This window comes from Moraxella sp. CTOTU47915 (assembly GCF_031986685.1).
In the GTDB taxonomy this organism is placed as follows: domain Bacteria; phylum Pseudomonadota; class Gammaproteobacteria; order Pseudomonadales; family Moraxellaceae; genus Faucicola; species Faucicola tetraodonis.
Map to the genome: position 1 here is coordinate 1 of NZ_DAMAAE010000015.1, position 20105 is coordinate 20105.

Here is a 20105-nt window from a genome sequence, read left to right on the forward strand (position 1 = left end):
CTACAGTTTGTGGCTGTAGTCGCTGCCAGTGAGTGCGTATTATACGCTTTTCTTTAACCATGTCAATACCACTACGAAAATTTTTTTGATTTATTTTCAAATTAGTTTTTTATAGTTAAAGATAAGAATGCTTACACTCATCAATATACTGGTCGCTAGGGTAATTAAGACAATTTTGGCTAGCTCTGGCGCTAGTGCGTTTGAGGGGATATTTTCATCACTATAATGGCGAACCATTTTAAGATGTTTGGCAATCGGAGAGACTAGAACAAGTAGGCTTAATAGATAAAAATTTTGTCGCAAAGTCGCAAAGGTAATGAGTAGAAAGTAAGCACCCAATAATATAAACCGATACAGGTGGCTCATGCTTTCTTTGCCTAAGGTGGTGGCAAGGGTATTTTTACCAGCGCCTGTATCTGTGTCAAAATCCCGCATATTGTTAATCATCAACACGCAAGTGCATAGCAGTCCGATTATCACGGCAGCAATAATATCCATCACGCGGATAAATTGTGTTTGTAGGTACACGCCCCCTAGTACATTAACTAAGCCGAAGAATAAAAATACTGCTATTTCCCCTTTGACATTGTACCCATAGGGGTTTTTACCCATGGTATAGGTCACTGCGGCGATAATCGCGATGATGCCCAATGCTAAGAAGGTGAAAAAATCGGTGAGACTGTTAAAGCTCAGCCAAAGTAAGCCAATACCGCAGCCAAAAATAAACAGCGCCCAACTTATGATTAATTTCTTGAGGGTCTTGGGGTTGATTGTCCCTTGGGCAGTCTGTCTATCGAGTCGATGGGCATCAGTACCCCGTATGCCATCGCCATAGTCGTTGGCTAAATTGGATAAAATCTGTAAGCCTAAGGCAACCCATAGGCTTAGCAAAAAGATTTGCCAATTTTTGGTTTCGAAGCTACCAATACGCGAGTATGCCAACGCATTGGCTACTATGATGCCAGCCACCGCTAATGGATAAGTGCGTGGGCGAGTCGCTTGCCAAAATGCTTGTAAAAATTTGACCATCACTCACTCGAAACCTTGTATCACCAATCGCAACATCTAAATGGATTTAGCCATTTGGATGCACGTTTACCAATGATGCGGGGTTTATGTTGATTTTTTTAGACCTGCTTGCGCCAACAATGCACCTAAGCTACCAATTTTTTGCGGTTTGTCGGCTCCTTGGTTTTGCGGTTTAGCGGCTTTGTCACTACGTTGGGGTTTGCCCGAATGTTTGGCTGATTTACCGCCGCGCTCGGTAGGGTCTGCGTATTTTTTCGCCGTACCACCCACTGATTGGTTGGTATTTTTTGCTTTACTAGCGGGTGCTTTTTCAGCAGGTTTGGCTACCATTGGGGTGTCTGACTTCATGCTAAAGCCCACGCGTTTGCGTTCGGCATCCACTGAAATCACGCGAACGGTGACGATATCACCTGGTTTGACATGATTTAACGGATCGGCGATAAACTCGTTACCCATCTCTGAGATATGTACCAAGCCATCTTGATGGACGCCAACATCAACAAAACAACCAAAACTTGTCACATTGGTGACCACGCCTTCAAGCGTCATGCCTTCGGTTAAATCGTTGAGGCTATTGACATCGTCACGAAACTTTGCTGTTTTAAAGCTCGGTCTTGGATCGTGTGCAGGTTTGGCTAATTCTTGTTTGATGGCAGCGGCTTTCAGCGTTGCTTGCTCGGCATCGTTAACCTCATCGTTTGCGGCAGCGATAAGTGAAGCGGTCAGATTGTTGAGCGCTGACTCGTCGCCTAGCACATCGTCGAGATTGTTGTCAGTTGAAGCCAGCCATTGTTTGACCATCTCGTAGTTTTCTGGGTGTAACCCTGTCGCATCTAGCGGCTCATCACCGCCACGAATGCGTAAAAAACCTGCCGCTTGTTCAAAAGTTTTGGCACCCAATCTTGGCACGTTTTTGAGCTGTTCACGATTGGCAAAGGCGCCGTGTTCGTTACGGTAGTTGACAATTTGCTGTGCCACATTGACATTGAGACCTGCGATATAAGATAAAATCGCAGGGCTTGCGGTGTTGACATCTACGCCTACTGCATTCACGCAGTCTTGCGTGACTTTGGTTAAACTATCAGCTAGCTGTGTTTGGTTGACATCATGCTGATATTGACCCACGCCAATGGCTTTGGGATCGACTTTAACCAGCTCGGACAAGGGATCTTGCAAACGACGGGCAATCGATACCGCCCCACGAATGGATACATCAAGCTCTTGTAATTCTTGCGATGCCAGTTCGCTGGCTGAGTACACAGACGCACCAGACTCATTGACCACCACAGGCACGGCTTTGATATCGCCGTTTCCTTGAGCGCTGTTTTCTGCCAAAATTTCTTTGATTAAAGCATCTGTCTCACGGCTAGCCGTACCATTACCAATGGCGATTAAATCCACATGGTGATTTTTGAGTAAATCGGCAATGATTTGTTTGGCTTCATCGACTTTATTGTCTGGGGCAAATGGATACACTGTTGCAATTGCAAAACTACCATCGCTATTTTTGGCAACATGACCTAGGCTATCAACTACCGCCATTTTGACGCCATGACGGATACCGGGATCGACGCCTAGAATCGTTTTTTGACCCGCTGGCGCTGCCATTAATAGATGCTGTAAATTGTTTGCAAACACGTCAATTGCTGCTGATTCAGCCGTTAAGCGTTTTTCTGTGAGCAAACGATGCTCAATATGCGGACGCCATTTGTCCAACCACAGTTTTTTGCCCAGTGACAATAAAAACTGTTGACGCTCACTAGGCTCGGCAGCCGTTAAGTTAAATGCGTGATTAATTTGCTGGATAAATGGCGCATCATCACCTTCAATGGCAATCGTCAGTACGTTGTCTTGGCGACCGCGTAGCATCGCTAATAATCGATGATTGGGTAGACGCGCCAAGCTTTCAGCGTGGTCAAAATAGTCTTTGTATTTTTCGCCGACTTCCCGTTTTTCTTCGCCCACTAGACGGCTATGAATTTGGGCAATTTTACCAAAGCCGACGCGCAGTTTATCGAGTAGGTCAAGCTGCTGTGTCCACTCATCGATAATAATGGCACCGATGCCTGATAGCTGTTTTTCTTTATCTTCAAAAATTGACGCTTCGGCTTCGCCGTTTTCATTCTGTACAGGCGCTGGCGCTTGGTAATCTGATAATGCTGCGGCTGGGCTTACCGACTCATTTAAAACCGCCAAGGCAATTGGCTCAAGTCCTGCTTCACGCGCTTGGGTTGCCAGTGAGCGGCGGCGCGGACGATACGGCAAATAAATGTCTTCTAATTCAAGTTTGGATGCCGCTTGATTGATGCGTTCACTCAATTCATCGGTCAGCTTATTTTGTGAAGTCAACAGCTCAATGATTTTTTGGCGGCGAATGGCCATATCTCGTTCATAGCTCAGCGATTTTTCCAGACTACGCAACTGCACGTCATCGAGCCCGCCGGTTTGGTCTTTACGATAGCGGGCAATAAACGGAATCGTCGCGCCATCATCGTAGAGTTTGACAAATGCCATCATTTGGTTGAGTTTGATACCAAGATTGGCAGCTAATTTTTGATAAATGGCTTGCTGGACTTGCTCAGAGAGTACATCTACCGCTGGATTAGCCGCAATGGCAGTAACGTTTGTAGTCATATTTTTGCCTAACACTTATAAGGATGAACTCATAACTTCAGAGTTCACGCATTATAACAAAACAATACAAAAAGATAATAGGTAAACGCCATTTTAACAAAAATCTTTAGTGAGTTTTTACCTTGCCAGTCCTATGGCTGTCGTTAGACTAAAATTTTGCTAAGTAATGACTATAATAAGTGACGATCCTATAAGCTAACGTCGCATTTTTAGCAAAATCACTACAGCAATCGACACATTTTTTTGCTTTAATAATCGCATAACCACGCAAATTTGGCTAAATAATAAGATTGATAATGCTTGCAAGTTGTAACCAATCGTTTCAAAATAACTTTATCAGTCCCTAATAAAAATTTTTATACCCATATATTTTATAGCATTGCCTGTCCTAACTATTAATTATAAGGTTCAGTGCAACACGCTAATGCAACATATTTAGCGGTTATAAAAACAATTGGGTATTTATAAAAACTATGTAACGAAAATAATGTAGCGAAAACAACATTCGAGTGAAAATAACGTTAGTGATAGGAATATGGGTGATAGGAATATCGACGATAAAAATGAGGAAAATAATCAATGAGTGACGACATCAACCCCACTGTAGAATCTACCCCCAATCAATCAGCCGCCGGCGATATGAATCAGCGCATTTTGGTCGTTGATGATGATGCGCGCCTTCGCACTTTGTTGCAACGTTTCTTAGAAGACGATGGTTATATTGTACGTACTGCGCATGACGGCAACCAAATGGACAAACTGATGCAGCGCGAGTTATTTTCGCTGATTGTGCTGGATTTGATGCTACCTAACGAAGACGGAATCAGTATTTGCCATCGCTTACGCGCAGAAAACTCCGATATTCCGATTATTATGTTGACCGCTAAAGGTTCCGATGCCGATCGTATCGCAGGACTTGAAGCAGGCGCGGATGATTATCTGCCAAAACCCTTTAACCCCAAAGAATTATTGGCACGTATTAAAGCCGTGTTGCGTCGGCAAACGCGTGAATTGCCAGGCGCACCCAGTCAGCAAATGGAAGTGGTGGAATTTGGGTCATGGACATTAGATTTATCAACGCGCACCCTAAAACGTGATGGTAACATCGTGACCTTAACCACAGGTGAATTTAGTGTATTAAAAGCTTTGGTACAACATCCCCGTGAGCCATTAACCCGTGATAAACTGATGAATTTGGCACGCGGCCGTGAATGGGGCGCAATGGAGCGCTCAATTGATGTGCAAGTATCGCGTTTACGCCGTCTCATCGAAGATAACCCTTCGCAAGCGCGCTATATCCAAACCGTTTGGGGCGTGGGCTACGTGTTTGTACCCGATGGGGCAGAAAGCTAGACAACCGCTATTTAAGACAGCGGATTAAAAAAGCCAATTAGAAAAACGGATTAGGAAAGCTAGGTTAACAGAGTTAAAAACTTTTATGATAAAACCGTTGATTGTAAATACAGCCTGTCACCTGGTGATGGGCTTTTTAGGTTCTGGAAAAACCAGTTTTATCAATGCCTGTATCACGCATTTTCAGCACCAAGAAAAGTGGGCGATTTTGGTCAATGAAGCAGGTCAAATCGGTATTGATGAAAAGCTATTGACGGGTAATGCTGACCATGATTTAGCGATTCGACAAGTATCTGGTGGCTGTATCTGCTGTACTTCGCAACTACCGCTACAGATTGCGCTTGCTCGCTTGACTTCTGAGTATAGACCTGACCGATTATGGATTGAGCCGACAGGGCTGGCACACCCGCGCGAGCTGATTGAGCAACTATCTGCACCGCATTGGCAAACTGCGCTATCGCTAAAATCCGCCATCAGTATCGTCAATGCGCGTCATTGGCAAGATGCCCGTTATCGTGACAATGAAGGCTACCAAGCCCATGTGCGATTTTGTGATGTGGTGGTGATTAATCGCTTTCATGGGTTGGATGACACCCAAAAAACCCAACTGACCGCATGGGTAAAGGGCTTAAACCCTAAAGCAAACTTGATTTGGCAAGCAGAACAAACGCTGAGCGAAGATAATCTGCGGCAATTGCAACAAGCGCTCAAGCAATCAAGCCAAGTGCTTGCCGAGCGTAGTCACTACCAACAAATTAGCTTAACGAGCTTTGCTCAGTCCCACGCTCCATCCACCATCCAAGCCGACACGACCCAGTCACCGACAGCTGCCAATGATGACTTGCCCTTTCGCTATCATGATATACAAAACGGCTATCAAATTATCGGCTGGCGGGTGTCAGCCGACTGGACAATTGATATGACTGTGCTGATGGAATGGCTGTTGGCACTGCCCAACTGGCAACGTATCAAATCGGTGGTTCATATCAAGCATACGCATGATGAGCAATGGCAAACCATGAATTTTACCCCGGATTCGCTCGATTTGATGGCCTGTGAGCCACAAACCGATAACCGTATTGAAGTGATTTTTTTGGATAACACTATCGAATTGGATTTTGATAGGCTCGATACTGAGCTGATGATGATGTTTGGGCATATCGGTTAAGCTTACGGTTGGTGGATAGCCGATTTTATTGTCTATTTTTTTTATTTTGCGGCTGTTTTTTTCATTGATTATGTGGCGTTAACATCGGTCGTGATACGGATGATAGTGTCATTTTCAAGGTTTTTTTCTTGCATATCAAACCCTGTATGAGTGATGGTGAGCAAGCTACTCACGCGCGTCCCATAGCGACTTCCCAGCAGCTTATCGAGGCGATTGGTAGGAATAAAGATGGAAGACAACGCCAACTCTGTCTCCATACCTAAACCTGTATCAGGTAGCTGGGTGATAGGCGCTTGTTCACTGTCTTGAAGTATCTCAAATGCCACGTTTTTCCAATTGGCTGTTTGCCAATCCTCGTGCCCAGCAAGCAGCGGCAATAACTCTTGTCGTACTCGCCTGCGCAGTTTCTGCGTTTTAAACCATGCCGTATTTGGTTGACCATTGGATAACACGTATAAGCCTTTTGCCAATACCTCGATGCCATACCCTTTATTATTAAGTAGCACTGCTTGCTGCCGATCGCCGATGACTAGATTGAACCCATCGTAGCAAGGCAAATCAATTTGCCTTGCGAAAGCTAGGGGCGACCACTCACCACTCAAATAATCAAGGATTAACTGACCGCGGGAGGTGGCAAAGACAGGCTTATCTTTGATAATCTCTCGGTAGTTTAAAATCACCCCCCAGCGCCCATGCTCAGGATCGATACCCAACCAAGTGCCCCCTGCTTGCGCATCTTGCCCCGCGATGATTTTTTTTCCATTCGGCAATTGCCATTCATGCAGTGCGCGCGTAGGACGCTGCAAAAATTCATCCCGATTGGATAATAATACCAAGGGCTTATCCTCAAACAGCTGCCAAGCCAACGCCACAATGCACATACTTCATTCCTTCTAAATTTTTACGATGCCATCGCCCATTGGACCTTGCATCAGCTCGATTACTCATGCCCTAGCTTAGCAGCCAAAACTTTTTTAGCAATCACCAAATCGTCATATTGTTCATTTATGATAAAAAATCTAAAAACTGCCGTTTTAAACGATTGTTGCCCTTGTGAATAAGCTTATGACGCCAATTAGCATCGTGATTATTACCCTAAACGAAGCCGAACGTATCGGTAATATTTTGCGTGACTTAGCCCAGCAAAGCTACCAAAATTTTGAAGTCATTGTGGTGGATTCCAACAGCGAAGATGACACCTGTCAAATTGCAGCCAGTTTTCGCCATCAGTTGCCCGCGATAAGCGTACATAAAATGCCAAAGCGTGGCGTCAGCTTGGGTCGTAATACAGGGGCAAGCCTAGCCAAAAATGAACGGATACTGTTCTTAGATGCCGATGTGCGGTTGGATGCAGACTTTTTGCAACAAGCCAGTCAATTATTGGATAAAAAATCCTTGAAAGTAGCCGGCGTGTACATGAATGCTGACCACCTAAAACCTTGGTTTACAGTGGGTTATCTGCTATTTAACATAGGTATTTTTGTTAGCCAATTTTTATCGCCAACGGCGGTCGGTGCGTGTATTTTTTCCAGTAAATCCGTGCATGACCAATTGGGCGGCTTTGATGAGTCTATAACTTTGTGTGAAGATTGTGACTATGTCAATCGCGCCAAAAAAATCACCCGTTATCAGATGCTACCGCTCACCTTTCGCTTTGACCCACGCCGCTTGCAGCAAGATGGCTATTTTAATACAGGCTGGAAATATCTTCACGCCAATTTATATCGTTTTTTTATTGGTGAAATCCGTGATAACAAAATCCGCTACCAGTTTGGGCATTATGGTACGCAAAAAAAATAGCGTCGGTGGTGACGCTATTTTTTGCAGGGTTTTTAGGAGCTTGCCCTATGCTTTATCGCCCTTTAAACTCAGCAGGACGCTTTTGCATAAAGGCGGTAATCCCTTCTTTAAAGTCTTCACTGGTCGCCATTTGCATTTGGTAAATTACCTCTTGGTCTAGCGCGATATCTAGTCCTGCAAATGCCACTTGATTAATCGATTGCTTCATTGCCGCCAGTGCCAAGGTTGGCAAGCTTGTCAAACGGTCGGTGAGTTTTTTCACCGCGGCATCAAGCTCATCGGCTGGAACGATAGCATTGACTAAGCCTAAATCTTGGGCTTTTTTGGCATCAAACTGCTCGCCAAGCATCACAAGCTCGGTGGTCTTTGCCGCCCCAATCAGTTGGGTTAACTGATAAATCCCGCCCGCATCAGGCACAAGCCCGATATTGACAAACGCCTGCAAAAACTTGGCATTGTCGCTTGCCACCCGAAAATCACACGCCAAGGCGATATTCATGCCCGCCCCTGCCGCTGCTCCGTTGATACGGGCGATGATAGGCTTACTGATTTTTCGCAGCTTTCGGCTGATTTCGCCCACGCCGGTGGTCAGCCCGTGTGCCATTTTTAGCACCGCTTGGCGGGTTTCGGTTGAGCCTAACATCTCGCGGATATCGCCACCGCTTGAAAAGCCCTTGCCCGCGCCTGTTAATACGATGACTTTGGCGGTATCGTCATATTCAGCATGGCTTAAGGCTTGCAATAGCTCGCCTTTCATGGTGCTGTCAAGCGCATTTAAAGATGCAGGGTCATTTAGGGTAATCGTCGCAACACTATCTGCAACATCATACGTGACTTTTTGAAAGGTGGGCTGTTGTGTTTGGGTTGCCGTCATGGGTCATCCTTATACCAAAAAAATAAAAACAATAAACCACTTCATCTTACCGAAATTATTTTTTTTTGGGAAATAAAACGCGACTTATAAGGTCAACAATCCAAACCCAACCACAAAATTTTTACAATTTTCAAAATTTCTGTATTGACAGAAATATATAAAAAGCTCAAAATAATTAAAAATTGATTTATATATAAGGCTAAAAAGTGCAACTCACACCGACCATGGAAAAATTTGTCTTACACTGGGGCGAAATGGGCAATAAATGGGGCGTAAACCGTACTGTTGCCCAGATTCATGCCTTGTTATTTTTGGCAGGCAAGCCGATGAATGCCGAAGAAATCCAAGAAACCTTAGGCGTGGCGCGTTCAAATGTGAGCAATAGTATCAAGGAATTGCAGAGCTTAAATCTGGTACAAACGGTACATACGCTCGGTGATAGGCGCGATTATTTTACCACGGGCACGGATGTGTGGGAATTGGCTAAGGTGATTGTCGAAGAACGCTATCGCCGAGAGCTTGCGCCGACGGTTGGATTCTTGGCGGATTTAATCAATGAGCCAGAATTTGCCACAGAAAGTAAAGACATACAGCAACGTATCAAAGACACCTACCAATTTGTCGATACGCTGACGAGTTGGGCGAACGAGATGCTAAAACTTTCGTCCACTACGCTCAATCGTATCCTAAAGCTTGGGGCAACGATTCAGAAGTTTGTGAAATGATGGGAAATGCTGGATTGGGACAATGACTGCAACATATCCGACTGGCAAAGTTTTAACCTGTTATGCTGTATAGTTGGCGGTTTAAGTAGTGTAATCGTTGGCAAATTGGTTTTACCAAAAAGCTAAAAATTTTACCCATAAATTTCAGTTTTGACAGAAAAAAGGAAAGAAATGATGAAAATACTTATCACAGGCGGTTCAGGATTTTTAGGCACAGCATTAACACAATCGTTAAAAACCCATGGCGTAAAAGGTGACACTGCGTCAGTCACTTGGGTATCTCGTTCTGTAGAAAAAGAGAAAACCAAAAATATCGCAGACGACGTTATTAGCTATGACGATCTTGCCAGCACCGATCAGACGTATGATGTCATCATCAATCTAGCAGGTGCGGGTATTGCCGACAGCCGTTGGACGGAGGCACGTAAGCAAGAATTGTTTGATAGTCGCCTAAAACCCACACAAGCGGTAATTGATTATATTGAGCGAGTCGGCAACAAGCCAAAACTATTGATTAGCGGCTCAGCCATCGGTTGGTACGGTATCCAAAAGGAAAACGACCCAACTGCGCTTGATGAAACCAGCCCCGTGACAAAAACCGACTTCGCTCACGAAATTTGTCAGGCATGGGAGCAGCTAGCTTTGACTGCCCAAGATACTGCAAAATATGCCGTAACAGATGCTGTGCCAGTTGCGATTGTGCGCACAGGGGTGGTGATGGCGCCCGAGGGGGGTATGGTTGGGCGACTGATTACCCCATTTAAAATGGGCACCGGTGGTAAGCTTGGCAATGGTCAGCAAATCATGAGCTGGATTAGCCGTAGTGATTGGGTGCGCGCGGTGATTTTTATCATTGAACAAAACCTGACTCACACCCTGCCCACTCAGCAAATTTACAATTTGACCAATCCAACGCCTATTAGCAATGCTGCATTTACCGATGCGATGGGCACTTGGTTGCACCGCCCTACTGTGATGACCCTGCCCGCCTTTCTAGTCAAGACCATGTTTGGTGAAATGTCGACGTTACTATTGGATGGGCAACGCGTTGTGCCCACAGCATTACTGGATCAAGGTTTTGAATTTAACGACTTGACCGTATTAGATGCCCTAAAACGCTAATCTTCGGAGACTGTTAATATGATTACCATGTACTATGATGATACCTGCCCTGTCTGCCGTACCGAAGCCTTGCATATGGTAGAAAAAAAACCTAACGCCATTCGCATCGTTCCGATTGATGACGCACGGGACGAACTTGCCAAATTTGGTATTAGCGAAGATGAGGCAATGACTTATCTGTGTGTGCAAGATAAACAGGGGAACATGCAAAAAGGCATGGATGCTGTAAGACTGCTATACAAAACCGCACAACTGCCATTTGCAACCGTGTTTGAATGGCCTGTAGTGAAACAAGCCAGTGATATGATTTACCCTATTTTTGCGCGACATCGCAACCGTGTACCCAACTGGATGACCCAACTTGTCTATGGTAAAGTCGCAGCAGACTGCAAAGACGGTATGTGTACAACTCGAGGCAAATAAAGGCCGTTTGGTTTGAATGGCGGTAGGTACGCTCAATGATTCATCTATCCTCTATCATTTATCTTCTATCATGGATAGTTTGCTAATTTTTACTGGTCATTGGGCGTTACAGTCATGATGGTGCAATCATGATTAGTCACAATTATGACTATCAAGTTATGTCCAATAATAATTTTGGGTGCTTTGATAGGGCCGCCACTAATTTTCAACTAACATTCTACAATTTTTTTACAGTTAGAGAAAAAATAGCTAGATTTTTTAACAATTTTCATTTAATAATAGTAATTAATCAGGAAGATGAGATTGTTTGTATCATTTAAGACAATCTATTACGTTTAGCATAGCGGACTTGCTTCACCATATTGTTGTCTACTGTTATTGTCACCCAATCGCTATCTTCCTTGTCAGTTTTGACACTGATTGTTGAATCAATCATCAATGAGTTGTCTTTTTCATTCATTTACAAGGAGCGTTATCATGGATGAGGCACAAATTCAGCGTATCATTAATCATTCTGAATTCCAAAGCATGGCAAAGAGAAAAACAAGCCTAGGACTTACTTTTTCTATCATTACTTTAATTGTGTGGTTTGGCTATCTGTTACTCGTGGGCTTTGATCCTGAAATGTTTGCTGCGCCACTGTCAGCAGGCTCGACTGTCCCTGTTGGCTTTTACATTGTTGTTGCCATTATGATTTTTGTACCAGTCATCACTTGGATATATGTCAGCAAAGCAAACGGCGAATTTGACACGATGACTCGTAAAGTAATCGATGATATCAACAGTGGTAAAGTATAACCTCACAGGGATTGTGTTGGGTTTTCAATTTTAAAATTGTGCTTTTTATAACAATTTTGACATCATTTTTGACACCATGGAGGGTGGCATGTTACAACAACAATATAACGGCCTGGCTGTTAAAGGCTTGCACAAGCGTATCGGCAAGGTTTCAACTGCCGTAAGCTTGACGCTAGTGGGTCTGATGGCACAGATGCCAGCATGGGCAGCGGGCGCCCTAGAAGGCGAAGTAAAAAAACAACCGCTGAATATCTCAGCCATTATCATGTTCTTGATTTTCGTTTTTGCAACACTCGGTATTACTTACTGGGCATCAAAACAAAACAAAACCGCTAGCGACTTCTATACCGCGGGCGGCGGTATCTCAGGTACCAAAAACGGGATTGCTATTGCAGGGGACTATATGTCAGCGGTAACCTTTTTGGGGTTATCGAGTATGGTTTTTACCGTCGGTTATGATGGCATGATTTATACGCTAGCCTTCTTGATTGGTTGGCCGATTATTTTATTCTTAATCGCTGAGCGGCTACGTAACTTGGGTAAATTTACCTTCGCAGATGTGGCATCTTATCGTTTTTCCCAAACTCCTGTACGTATTTTTGCTGCATCCGGCACGTTGGTCGTCGTTGCACTCTACTTGGTTCGCAGATGGTTGGTGCGGGTAAATTGGTTCAATTATTATTTGGATTAGATTATATTTACGCAGTCATCATCGTTGGTATATTAATGATGGTTTACGTATTGTTTGGCGGTATGCTAGCCACCACTTGGGTGCAGATTATCAAAGCTATTTTATTGATGTCAGGTGCGACTTTCATGGCCCTTATGGTAATGAACCATGTTGGCTTTAGTTTTGAAAATTTATTCAAGTCAGCCGTCGCTGCCCATAGCAAACACGAATCGATTTTGTCACCTGGTAAATTGGTTAATAATCCCATTGAATCTATCTCATTAGGTTTGGGTCTATTGTTTGGTACAGCAGGTTTACCACACGTATTGATGCGTTTCTTTACGGTGCCAGATGCCAAAGCTGCGCGTAAATCAGTGTTGGTGGCTGCAAGCTGTATTTCATACGTATTCTTCTTAATTGTTATTATTGGCTTGGGTGCCATCGTTATCCTAGCTGAACATCCAGATTATTTCACGACAGTGGTTAAAGATGGCGTAAGCTCACAAGCACTCATCGGTGGTGCCAACATGGCAGCGATTCACTTATCCCATGCCGTGGGTGGTAACTTATTCTTAGGCTTTATCTCGGCTGTTGCTTTTGCGACTATCTTAGCGGTTGTGGCAGGTTTGACGTTATCAGGCGCCTCAGCGGTCAGCCATGACTTGTATGCGAGTGTTATCAGAAAAGGTCAAGCGAGACCTGAAGAAGAGATGCGTGCATCAAAAATTACCGTGGTTGCATTAAGTTTATTGTCAATCGTGACCGGTATTATCTTTGAAAACCAAAACCTTGCGTTCATTGCAAGTTTGGTATTTGCGGTCGCGGCATCGGCTAACTTCCCGATTCTTTTGTTAGCGATGTTCTGGCGTGGTCTAACCACTCGTGGTGCGGTCATCGGTGGGTTTGGCGGCTTAGCCGTCGCAGTATTACTGATTATCTTAGGACCTGCGGTTTGGGTAGATATCATGAAACACGAATCACCTGCTTTCCCATACAAAAACGTGGCATTATTTAGTATGCCTGTGACCTTCATTCTGGCGTGGATCGCATCTATCACTGACAACTCACCACGCGCGCAGTTAGATAGAAAAGGCTTTGATGCACAGTATGTACGTTCATTAACCGGTATCGGTGCGTCAGGTGCATCTGACCACTAATCCAATGTTCAATTCCAATGTTCAAGAACAAATACCGCTTGCAATAAGCGGTATTTTTTTTATATGGGATTTTTTATACAACCTATGAATTTTATCCTTGATGAATTTCAACCAGGTTTTGGGTTGCCGCGGCATCCGCTTGTTTGACATACAATTTTGATTTTGAACTATAAGGCACTAGTCCTGAAGGTACGACGCCTTTAGCAGATTCGTAATTATGAATGGAGTCATCGAAGAAAATATGCGGGGCAAAGGTTTGCAGTACATGACGTTTATCCAAGCCACCTAAAAAAAACGCCAAATCCACATTGACGCCCCAATCACGCAATGTCTTAATCGCGCGCAAATCAGCAGGCGCATTGCGCGCGGTCACCAGTGCAATTTGAATCGGTGGATGCTTGATTTTAGCAGGCAGGCGTTTTTGTAGTTTAGAGAGTTTAATTAAAAAATCCGCATACGGGCCTTTATTCATCGGCACATCACTCATTTTGGCTTCATAATCATGAAACGCTTTGAGTCCTTGCTGGCGCGACAATAGTTCCCCTGCTTCATCAAATAACACAGCATCGCCATCAAATGCAATGCGTAGCTGATTGGTGTCTAGCTCTTTCATATCAATGGGCGGCGCATCCAAAATCGCGCAGGCACACACGCCTGCATCGGTGACTTGCTGGGCATCTTCATGATTGGTGGTCAAAAACAAATCCACCTTAAAATCTGCCACATAATCTGCCACCCCTTCGCCTGAGGTAAATGCCGAGCGACTAATCGGTAGTCCATGACTACGCAGCGCATTTAATACTTGAATACCGGTATCTGGGCTGTTTTTTGACATAATCACCACTTCAACCATGGGCGCAGCTATGCCCTCGCCCTTGTCATCGGCTACACAATGGTGATTGAGATTGAGTAAGGCTTTGATAAGCGGATAACCCGTCCCAGTTTGCAAGGGATCATTTTCACGTTCAATCATATAGCTGCGAAATTTATCAATCGCCGTTTCTGGATCTTCGGTTAACGCTTGTTGGAAAAACCGCTCAGACTCCGATAGGTCAAACAATGCCGTGGCAGAGACCGCCACAATTAATGTATTGGAAAAATCAACTGACATAAAAATGCCCTTAATCAATCGTATTGTTATGAAGCATAGCACTCACTATGCTGTAGTTATATAAGTTTTGCCACGGGTAATCTAGATTATTCCTGTAACTTGTTCGGCTAAAGACCCCACAGCTTAGTGTCAAGACACCCAGTCAAATTGCAGATACCAATCATTAGCTGTCGACTATTGCAGTGTTTTTTACGCGGCTATCGTGAGCTGCCTCATTTTCTGTCATCACTGCAAGCAATTCAATCAGCAAGTTGGTTTCATCACCGCAATTTGCTATAATATCTTGTTTACGCTTTTTGCAAAGCGACGAATTCATGGGATTGTAATGCCTATCGAGACACGGTAAGTCTGGATTGGCAGAGTTTTTCCCTTTTTTTATTCCCATCTCTCACGGTTACATGACCGATAGTAACGGTCATCACTGCCAAAGGACAACAGGAGCAATTATGGTAGCCATTACCTTACCAAACGGCGATATTAAACAATTTGATGGGCAAACGTCAGTCATGGAAGTGGCGCAAAGTATCGGCGCAGGGCTTGCCAAAGCCACCGTTGCAGGACGTGTCAACGGCAAATTAGTTGATGCGTGTGACCCGATTACCGAAGACGCCAGCGTTCAAATCATCACGCCAAAAGACGAGGAAGGTGTGGAAATCATTCGCCACTCAACCGCTCACTTACTGGGTCATGCTGTCAAACAGCTGTATCCTGAGGTGAAGATGGTTATCGGTCCTGTGATTGAAGAGGGTTTTTATTACGATATCTACAGCGAGCGCCCGTTTACCCCAGAAGACATGGAAAAAATCGAAGCGCGCATGACGCAATTGATTAACCAAGATTACGATGTTATCAAAAAAATGACACCGCGTGACGAGGTTATCAAAGTATTCCAAGACCGTGGCGAGACTTATAAATTACGTCTTATCGAAGATATGCCGAATGAAACCCAAATGGGTTTATACTATCACCAAGAATATGTTGATATGTGCCGTGGACCACACGTGCCCAATACCCGTTTCTTAAAAGCCTTTAAACTCACCAAAATGAGTGGTGCCTACTGGCGCGGTGATGCCAAAAACGAGCAACTTCAACGTATTTACGGTACCGCTTGGGCAGATAAAAAAGACCTAAAAGCCTATATCCAGCGTATCGAAGAAGCGGAAAAACGCGACCATCGTAAAATTGGTAAAGCGCTTGATTTATTTCACATGCAAGAAGAAGCGCCGGGCATGGTGTTTTGGCATCCCAATGGCTGGACGATGTGGCAAGTGCTTGAGCAGTATATGCGAAAAGTACAAAAAGATAACGGCTATCTTGAAATCAAAACCCCGCAAATCGTCGATAGAAGCCTATGGGAAAAATCAGGTCACTGGGAAAATTATGGCGACATGATGTTCACCACCCACAGTGAAAAACGTGACTATGCCATCAAGCCGATGAACTGCCCGTGTCATGTGCAAGTGTTCAATCAAGGGTTAAAATCTTACCGTGACTTGCCATTGCGTCTTGCTGAGTTTGGCTCATGCCACCGTAATGAGCCGTCAGGTTCACTCCATGGCATCATGCGGGTACGTGGCTTTACCCAAGATGACGCCCATATTTTTTGTAGTAATGAGCAAATCAAACAAGAAGCCCAAGACTTTATCAAGCTTACCCTTGATGTGTATAAAGACTTTGGTTTTGATGACGTGCAAATGAAACTCTCGACTCGCCCAGAAAAACGGGTCGGTGCTGACCAGCTGTGGGACTTGGCAGAAAAAGACTTAGCAGATGCGTTGGATAATGCCGGGCTTGACTGGCAGTATCTGCCAGGTGAAGGCGCATTTTATGGGCCAAAAATCGAGTTTAGCCTTAAAGACTGTCTTGGCCGCGTATGGCAATGCGGTACACTGCAGCTTGACTTTAACCTGCCAGAACGACTAGGTGCGGAGTTTGTCAATGAGCAAGGCGAACGTGAGCGCCCTGTAATGCTCCACCGTGCGATTTTGGGGTCATTTGAACGCTTTATCGGTATGCTCATCGAGCATTACGCCGGTTGGATGCCAGTCTGGCTTGCACCGCAGCAAGTCGTGGTGATGAATATTACCGACAACCAAGCGGCAGCCTGTCAAAAAGTCGCCGAACAATTGAATCAAGCCGGACTTCGTGTGATCACCGATTTGCGTAATGAGAAAATTGGCTTTAAAATTAGAGAACGCACCCTTGAACGCATTCCTTATATGATTGTCATGGGTGATAAAGAAGTAGAAAGCAACCAAGTTAACGTCCGTACTCGCGAAGGTGACAACCTTGGCGTGATGAGTATCGACGCCTTTATTGACTTGGTTAACCAAGCGACCGCCCAAAAAGGGCGCGTCAAATCAAAAACAGCGTAGGAGTAAGTATTATTAAGAGTTCAAACCGATTAGACATCAACGAGGAAATTCGTGCCAAAGAGGTACGCTTAGTCAAAGAAGACGGCGAACAAGTTGGTGTTGTGGATATAAAAACGGCTTTGCAGGCCGCCCGTGATGCTGAGTTGGATTTGGTCGAGATAGTACCAGACGCTCAGCCTCCTGTTGCCAAAGTGATGGACTACAGAAAATATCTGTACGACCAAAAACAAAAAGCCAAAGAAGCCAAAAAGAACCAAAAACAAACGCAGCTTAAAGAAATCAAATTGCGTCCTGGTACGGAAGAAGCCGACTATCAAGTCAAACTTCGTAAAATCCGTGAGTTTTTGGAAGACCAAGACAAAGTCAAAGTCACCATTCGCTTCCGTGGTCGTGAGATGGCTCACCAACAAATTGGCTTGCAGCAGCTTGAAAAAGTCATTGCCGATACGACCGATGTTGCCAATGTTGAACAACAACCAAAAGTTGAAGGTCGTCAAATGGGTATGCTACTTGGACCTACCAAGAAAAAATGATGAGCAAACCCTAGCTATAAAAAAACCACATCAACTTATGTGGTTTTTTTATTGGCGTGTTGACACATTGATAAAAGTTTAAGCTTTTAAATCACTGTATTCGGGGTGCTTTTGCAGGTAGCTTGCCACGTAAGAGCAGGCTGGCACTACTTTTTTACCTTGCTCACGGGCATAGTCTAGCGCGTGCTTGGTTAACGCCCCTGCAATACCGCGCCCGCCAATCGCGTCTGGCACAATGGTATGGTCATATACGATGACATCACCATTATCCACATAGCTAATGTAAGCAGTAGTGCCGTCAACGGTGGTTTCAAAGCGTTGTGATTGCTGGTTATGGTGAATCGATAATTGTAAATCCGACATGGTTCTCTCCTTGTGTATTTTGTTGTCTACTATGCTATCTGTGACTTGGTTATTTGCCGTTTGATAGTAGCACAACCACTGTCCATGACTTGTAAAAGTTTTTGCCTATTCGGTATGGGGTTTGCAAATGATTTATCACTAGGCTTTTACCTTGCCCCACCCTGTTAACAATGCGATAATAAGCGGTTAAATCTTACCATTTTTCAAATTTTTTGGCGTGGATAATACGTCTTACCTTCACTTGCTATTAGCTAACTTAAACAGGAAAAACATGGCTCAATATATTTATACCATGAACAAGGTATCAAAAATTGTTCCACCCAAACGGGAAATCCTAAAAGACATCAGCTTGTCTTTTTTCCCAGGTGCAAAAATTGGTGTGCTGGGTCTCAACGGCGCCGGTAAATCAACCTTGCTTAAAATCATGGCAGGCGTGGACACCGAGTATAACGGTGAAGCGCGTGCGCAAGCGGGTATCAAGATTGGCTACCTTGCCCAAGAACCGCAGCTAGACCCTGCCAAAGACGTGCGCGGCAACGTGGAAGACGGTGTGCGTGAAGCCCTAGACGCATTGGCGCGCCTTGATGAAATTTACGGTGAATATGCGCTACCCGATGCCGACTTTGACAAACTTGCCGCCGAACAAGGCAAAATGGAAGACATCATCCAAGCATGGGATGCTCATAACCTCAACAACCAGTTAGAAAAAGCCGCCGATGCGCTGCGCCTACCCGCGTGGGATGCTGACGTGAGCAAATTATCGGGTGGTGAAAAACGCCGTGTCGCCTTATGCCGTCTATTACTATCAAAGCCTGATATGCTGCTCCTTGACGAACCTACCAACCACTTGGACGCTGAATCAGTCGCTTGGCTTGAGCATTTCTTAAAAGACTATAGCGGCACTATTGTAGCGATTACCCATGACCGCTATTTCCTTGATAATGTGGCAGAGTGGATTTTGGAGCTTGACCGTGGCTATGGCTACCCTTACCAAGGTAACTACACTGAGTGGCTTGAGCAAAAAAATAAACGCCTAGAACAAGAGCAAAAACAAGAAGAAGCCTTTGCCAAAGCGCTCAAACAAGAGCTTGAATGGGTGCGTAAAAACCAAAAAGGTCAGCAAGCCAAGTCCAAATCTCGCTTGCAACGTTTTGAGGAATTAAACTCCAAAGAATTCCAACAGCGTAACGAAACCGCCGAAATCTACATTCCACCAGGACCACGCCTTGGCAACAAAGTCATTGAAGTCAACAATATCTCAAAATCATTTGGTGACCGTTTGCTATACGAAAACCTATCCTTCACTGTGCCACCGATGGCAATTGTGGGGATTATCGGACCCAATGGTGCAGGTAAAACGACCTTGTTCAACATGATTACAGGCAAAGACAAGCCAGATACGGGCACAGTTGAAGTGGGTGAATCAGTGAAAGTGGCGTATGTGGGACAGGTACGCGATGAGCTTGACGACAAAAAAACCGTGTGGGAAGAAGTCTCCGACGGTCTTGATATGATTACCGTGGGCGAATACACCACACCTAGCCGTGCCTATATCGGACGCTTTAACTTTAAAGGTCAAGACCAACAAAAACTGGTCGGTAGCCTGTCGGGTGGTGAGCGTAACCGTCTGCAACTTGCTAAAACCTTAAAACAAGGGGCAAACGTGCTGTTACTCGATGAGCCATCGAATGACCTTGATGTCGAGACGTTGCGCGCGCTTGAAGATGCGGTGGAAGTGTTCCCTGGTACGGTGATGGTGGTGTCGCATGACCGCTGGTTCTTAGACCGTATTGCCACCCATATTTTGGCGTTTGAAGAAGAAGGTCCGATTTGGTTTGATGGTAACTACTCAGAGTTTGAGGCATACCGCAAAAAACAGTTGGGCGCGGATGCCGAACCAAAACGCATGAAATATAAAAAAATTGCGAAATAGTTAGCGATTTCTGCCTAATAATTTATGCTATATTAAC

The 20105-nt window shown here is 44.7% G+C and carries 16 protein-coding genes and 1 pseudogene; 11 read left to right on the forward strand and 6 right to left on the reverse strand.

The window, feature by feature from the left end:
• Positions 1–96: 96 nt before the first annotated feature.
• Both menA and RTL34_RS10220 read right to left on the reverse strand, forming a co-directional pair.
• Positions 97–1029, reverse strand: coding sequence for a 1,4-dihydroxy-2-naphthoate octaprenyltransferase (menA, locus tag RTL34_RS10215; protein WP_312116717.1), 933 nt, complete (start codon positions 1027–1029; stop codon positions 97–99).
• 84 nt (positions 1030–1113) lie between these two features.
• On the reverse strand, positions 1114–3663 hold the full coding sequence (locus RTL34_RS10220; RefSeq protein ID WP_312116683.1) for a Tex family protein: 2550 nt from the start codon (positions 3661–3663) through the stop codon (positions 1114–1116).
• Between the two features lie 579 nt (positions 3664–4242).
• Here RTL34_RS10220 and ompR point away from each other — a divergent pair.
• Both ompR and RTL34_RS10230 read left to right on the forward strand, forming a co-directional pair.
• On the forward strand, positions 4243–5016 hold the full coding sequence (gene ompR, locus RTL34_RS10225; protein ID WP_286130670.1) for an osmolarity response regulator transcription factor OmpR: 774 nt from the start codon (positions 4243–4245) through the stop codon (positions 5014–5016).
• Between the two features lie 97 nt (positions 5017–5113).
• Positions 5114–6184, forward strand: a complete 1071-nt coding sequence (locus RTL34_RS10230) for a CobW family GTP-binding protein (RefSeq protein ID WP_312116686.1) — start codon at positions 5114–5116, stop codon at positions 6182–6184.
• 68 nt (positions 6185–6252) lie between these two features.
• On the opposite strand, the gene RTL34_RS10235 is transcribed toward RTL34_RS10230, so the two are convergent.
• On the reverse strand, positions 6253–7065 hold the full coding sequence (locus RTL34_RS10235) for an NRDE family protein (protein WP_312116688.1): 813 nt from the start codon (positions 7063–7065) through the stop codon (positions 6253–6255).
• A gap of 184 nt (positions 7066–7249) precedes the next feature.
• Between RTL34_RS10235 and RTL34_RS10240 the strand changes: the two genes are divergently transcribed.
• Positions 7250–7984 (forward strand): glycosyltransferase, encoded by a 735-nt coding sequence (locus RTL34_RS10240; protein WP_312116691.1) that lies wholly within the window; start codon positions 7250–7252, stop codon positions 7982–7984.
• A gap of 52 nt (positions 7985–8036) precedes the next feature.
• On the opposite strand, the gene RTL34_RS10245 is transcribed toward RTL34_RS10240, so the two are convergent.
• On the reverse strand, positions 8037–8858 hold the full coding sequence (locus RTL34_RS10245; protein ID WP_312116694.1) for an enoyl-CoA hydratase/isomerase family protein: 822 nt from the start codon (positions 8856–8858) through the stop codon (positions 8037–8039).
• 206 nt (positions 8859–9064) lie between these two features.
• Between RTL34_RS10245 and RTL34_RS10250 the strand changes: the two genes are divergently transcribed.
• The 5 genes and pseudogenes from RTL34_RS10250 to RTL34_RS10270 form a co-directional block, all read left to right on the forward strand.
• Positions 9065–9583, forward strand: a complete 519-nt coding sequence (locus RTL34_RS10250) for a GbsR/MarR family transcriptional regulator (RefSeq protein ID WP_060995248.1) — start codon at positions 9065–9067, stop codon at positions 9581–9583.
• A gap of 171 nt (positions 9584–9754) precedes the next feature.
• Complete coding sequence (locus RTL34_RS10255; RefSeq protein WP_312116695.1) at positions 9755–10705, forward strand: TIGR01777 family oxidoreductase; 951 nt, start codon at positions 9755–9757, stop codon at positions 10703–10705.
• A gap of 18 nt (positions 10706–10723) precedes the next feature.
• The gene (locus tag RTL34_RS10260; protein ID WP_312116696.1) at positions 10724–11128 is read left to right on the forward strand and encodes a thiol-disulfide oxidoreductase DCC family protein; all 405 of its coding nucleotides are present in this window, start codon (positions 10724–10726) and stop codon (positions 11126–11128) included.
• Between the two features lie 477 nt (positions 11129–11605).
• Positions 11606–11926, forward strand: a complete 321-nt coding sequence (locus RTL34_RS10265; protein WP_099807461.1) for a DUF485 domain-containing protein — start codon at positions 11606–11608, stop codon at positions 11924–11926.
• Positions 11927–12149: 223 nt separating this feature from the next.
• Positions 12150–13753, forward strand: a pseudogene (locus RTL34_RS10270) (cation acetate symporter); the annotation flags it as partial.
• Between the two features lie 91 nt (positions 13754–13844).
• Here RTL34_RS10270 and RTL34_RS10275 read toward each other — a convergent pair.
• Positions 13845–14864, reverse strand: coding sequence for a 5'-nucleotidase (locus tag RTL34_RS10275; RefSeq protein WP_312116699.1), 1020 nt, complete (start codon positions 14862–14864; stop codon positions 13845–13847).
• A gap of 446 nt (positions 14865–15310) precedes the next feature.
• On the opposite strand from RTL34_RS10275, the gene thrS reads away from it, so the two are divergent.
• Both thrS and infC read left to right on the forward strand, forming a co-directional pair.
• Positions 15311–17239, forward strand: a complete 1929-nt coding sequence (gene thrS / locus RTL34_RS10280) for a threonine--tRNA ligase (protein WP_312116700.1) — start codon at positions 15311–15313, stop codon at positions 17237–17239.
• A 35-nt stretch (positions 17240–17274) separates the two neighbouring features.
• The gene (gene infC, locus RTL34_RS10285; RefSeq protein ID WP_172460503.1) at positions 17275–17772 is read left to right on the forward strand and encodes a translation initiation factor IF-3; all 498 of its coding nucleotides are present in this window, start codon (positions 17275–17277) and stop codon (positions 17770–17772) included.
• Between the two features lie 78 nt (positions 17773–17850).
• Here infC and RTL34_RS10290 read toward each other — a convergent pair whose 3' ends face one another.
• Positions 17851–18135: a GNAT family N-acetyltransferase gene (locus RTL34_RS10290; protein ID WP_099833372.1), complete on the reverse strand. Its 285-nt coding sequence runs from the start codon at positions 18133–18135 to the stop codon at positions 17851–17853.
• Between the two features lie 271 nt (positions 18136–18406).
• On the opposite strand from RTL34_RS10290, the gene ettA reads away from it, so the two are divergent.
• Positions 18407–20068 (forward strand): energy-dependent translational throttle protein EttA, encoded by a 1662-nt coding sequence (gene ettA, locus RTL34_RS10295; RefSeq protein WP_065263169.1) that lies wholly within the window; start codon positions 18407–18409, stop codon positions 20066–20068.
• Positions 20069–20105: the final 37 nt, after the last annotated feature.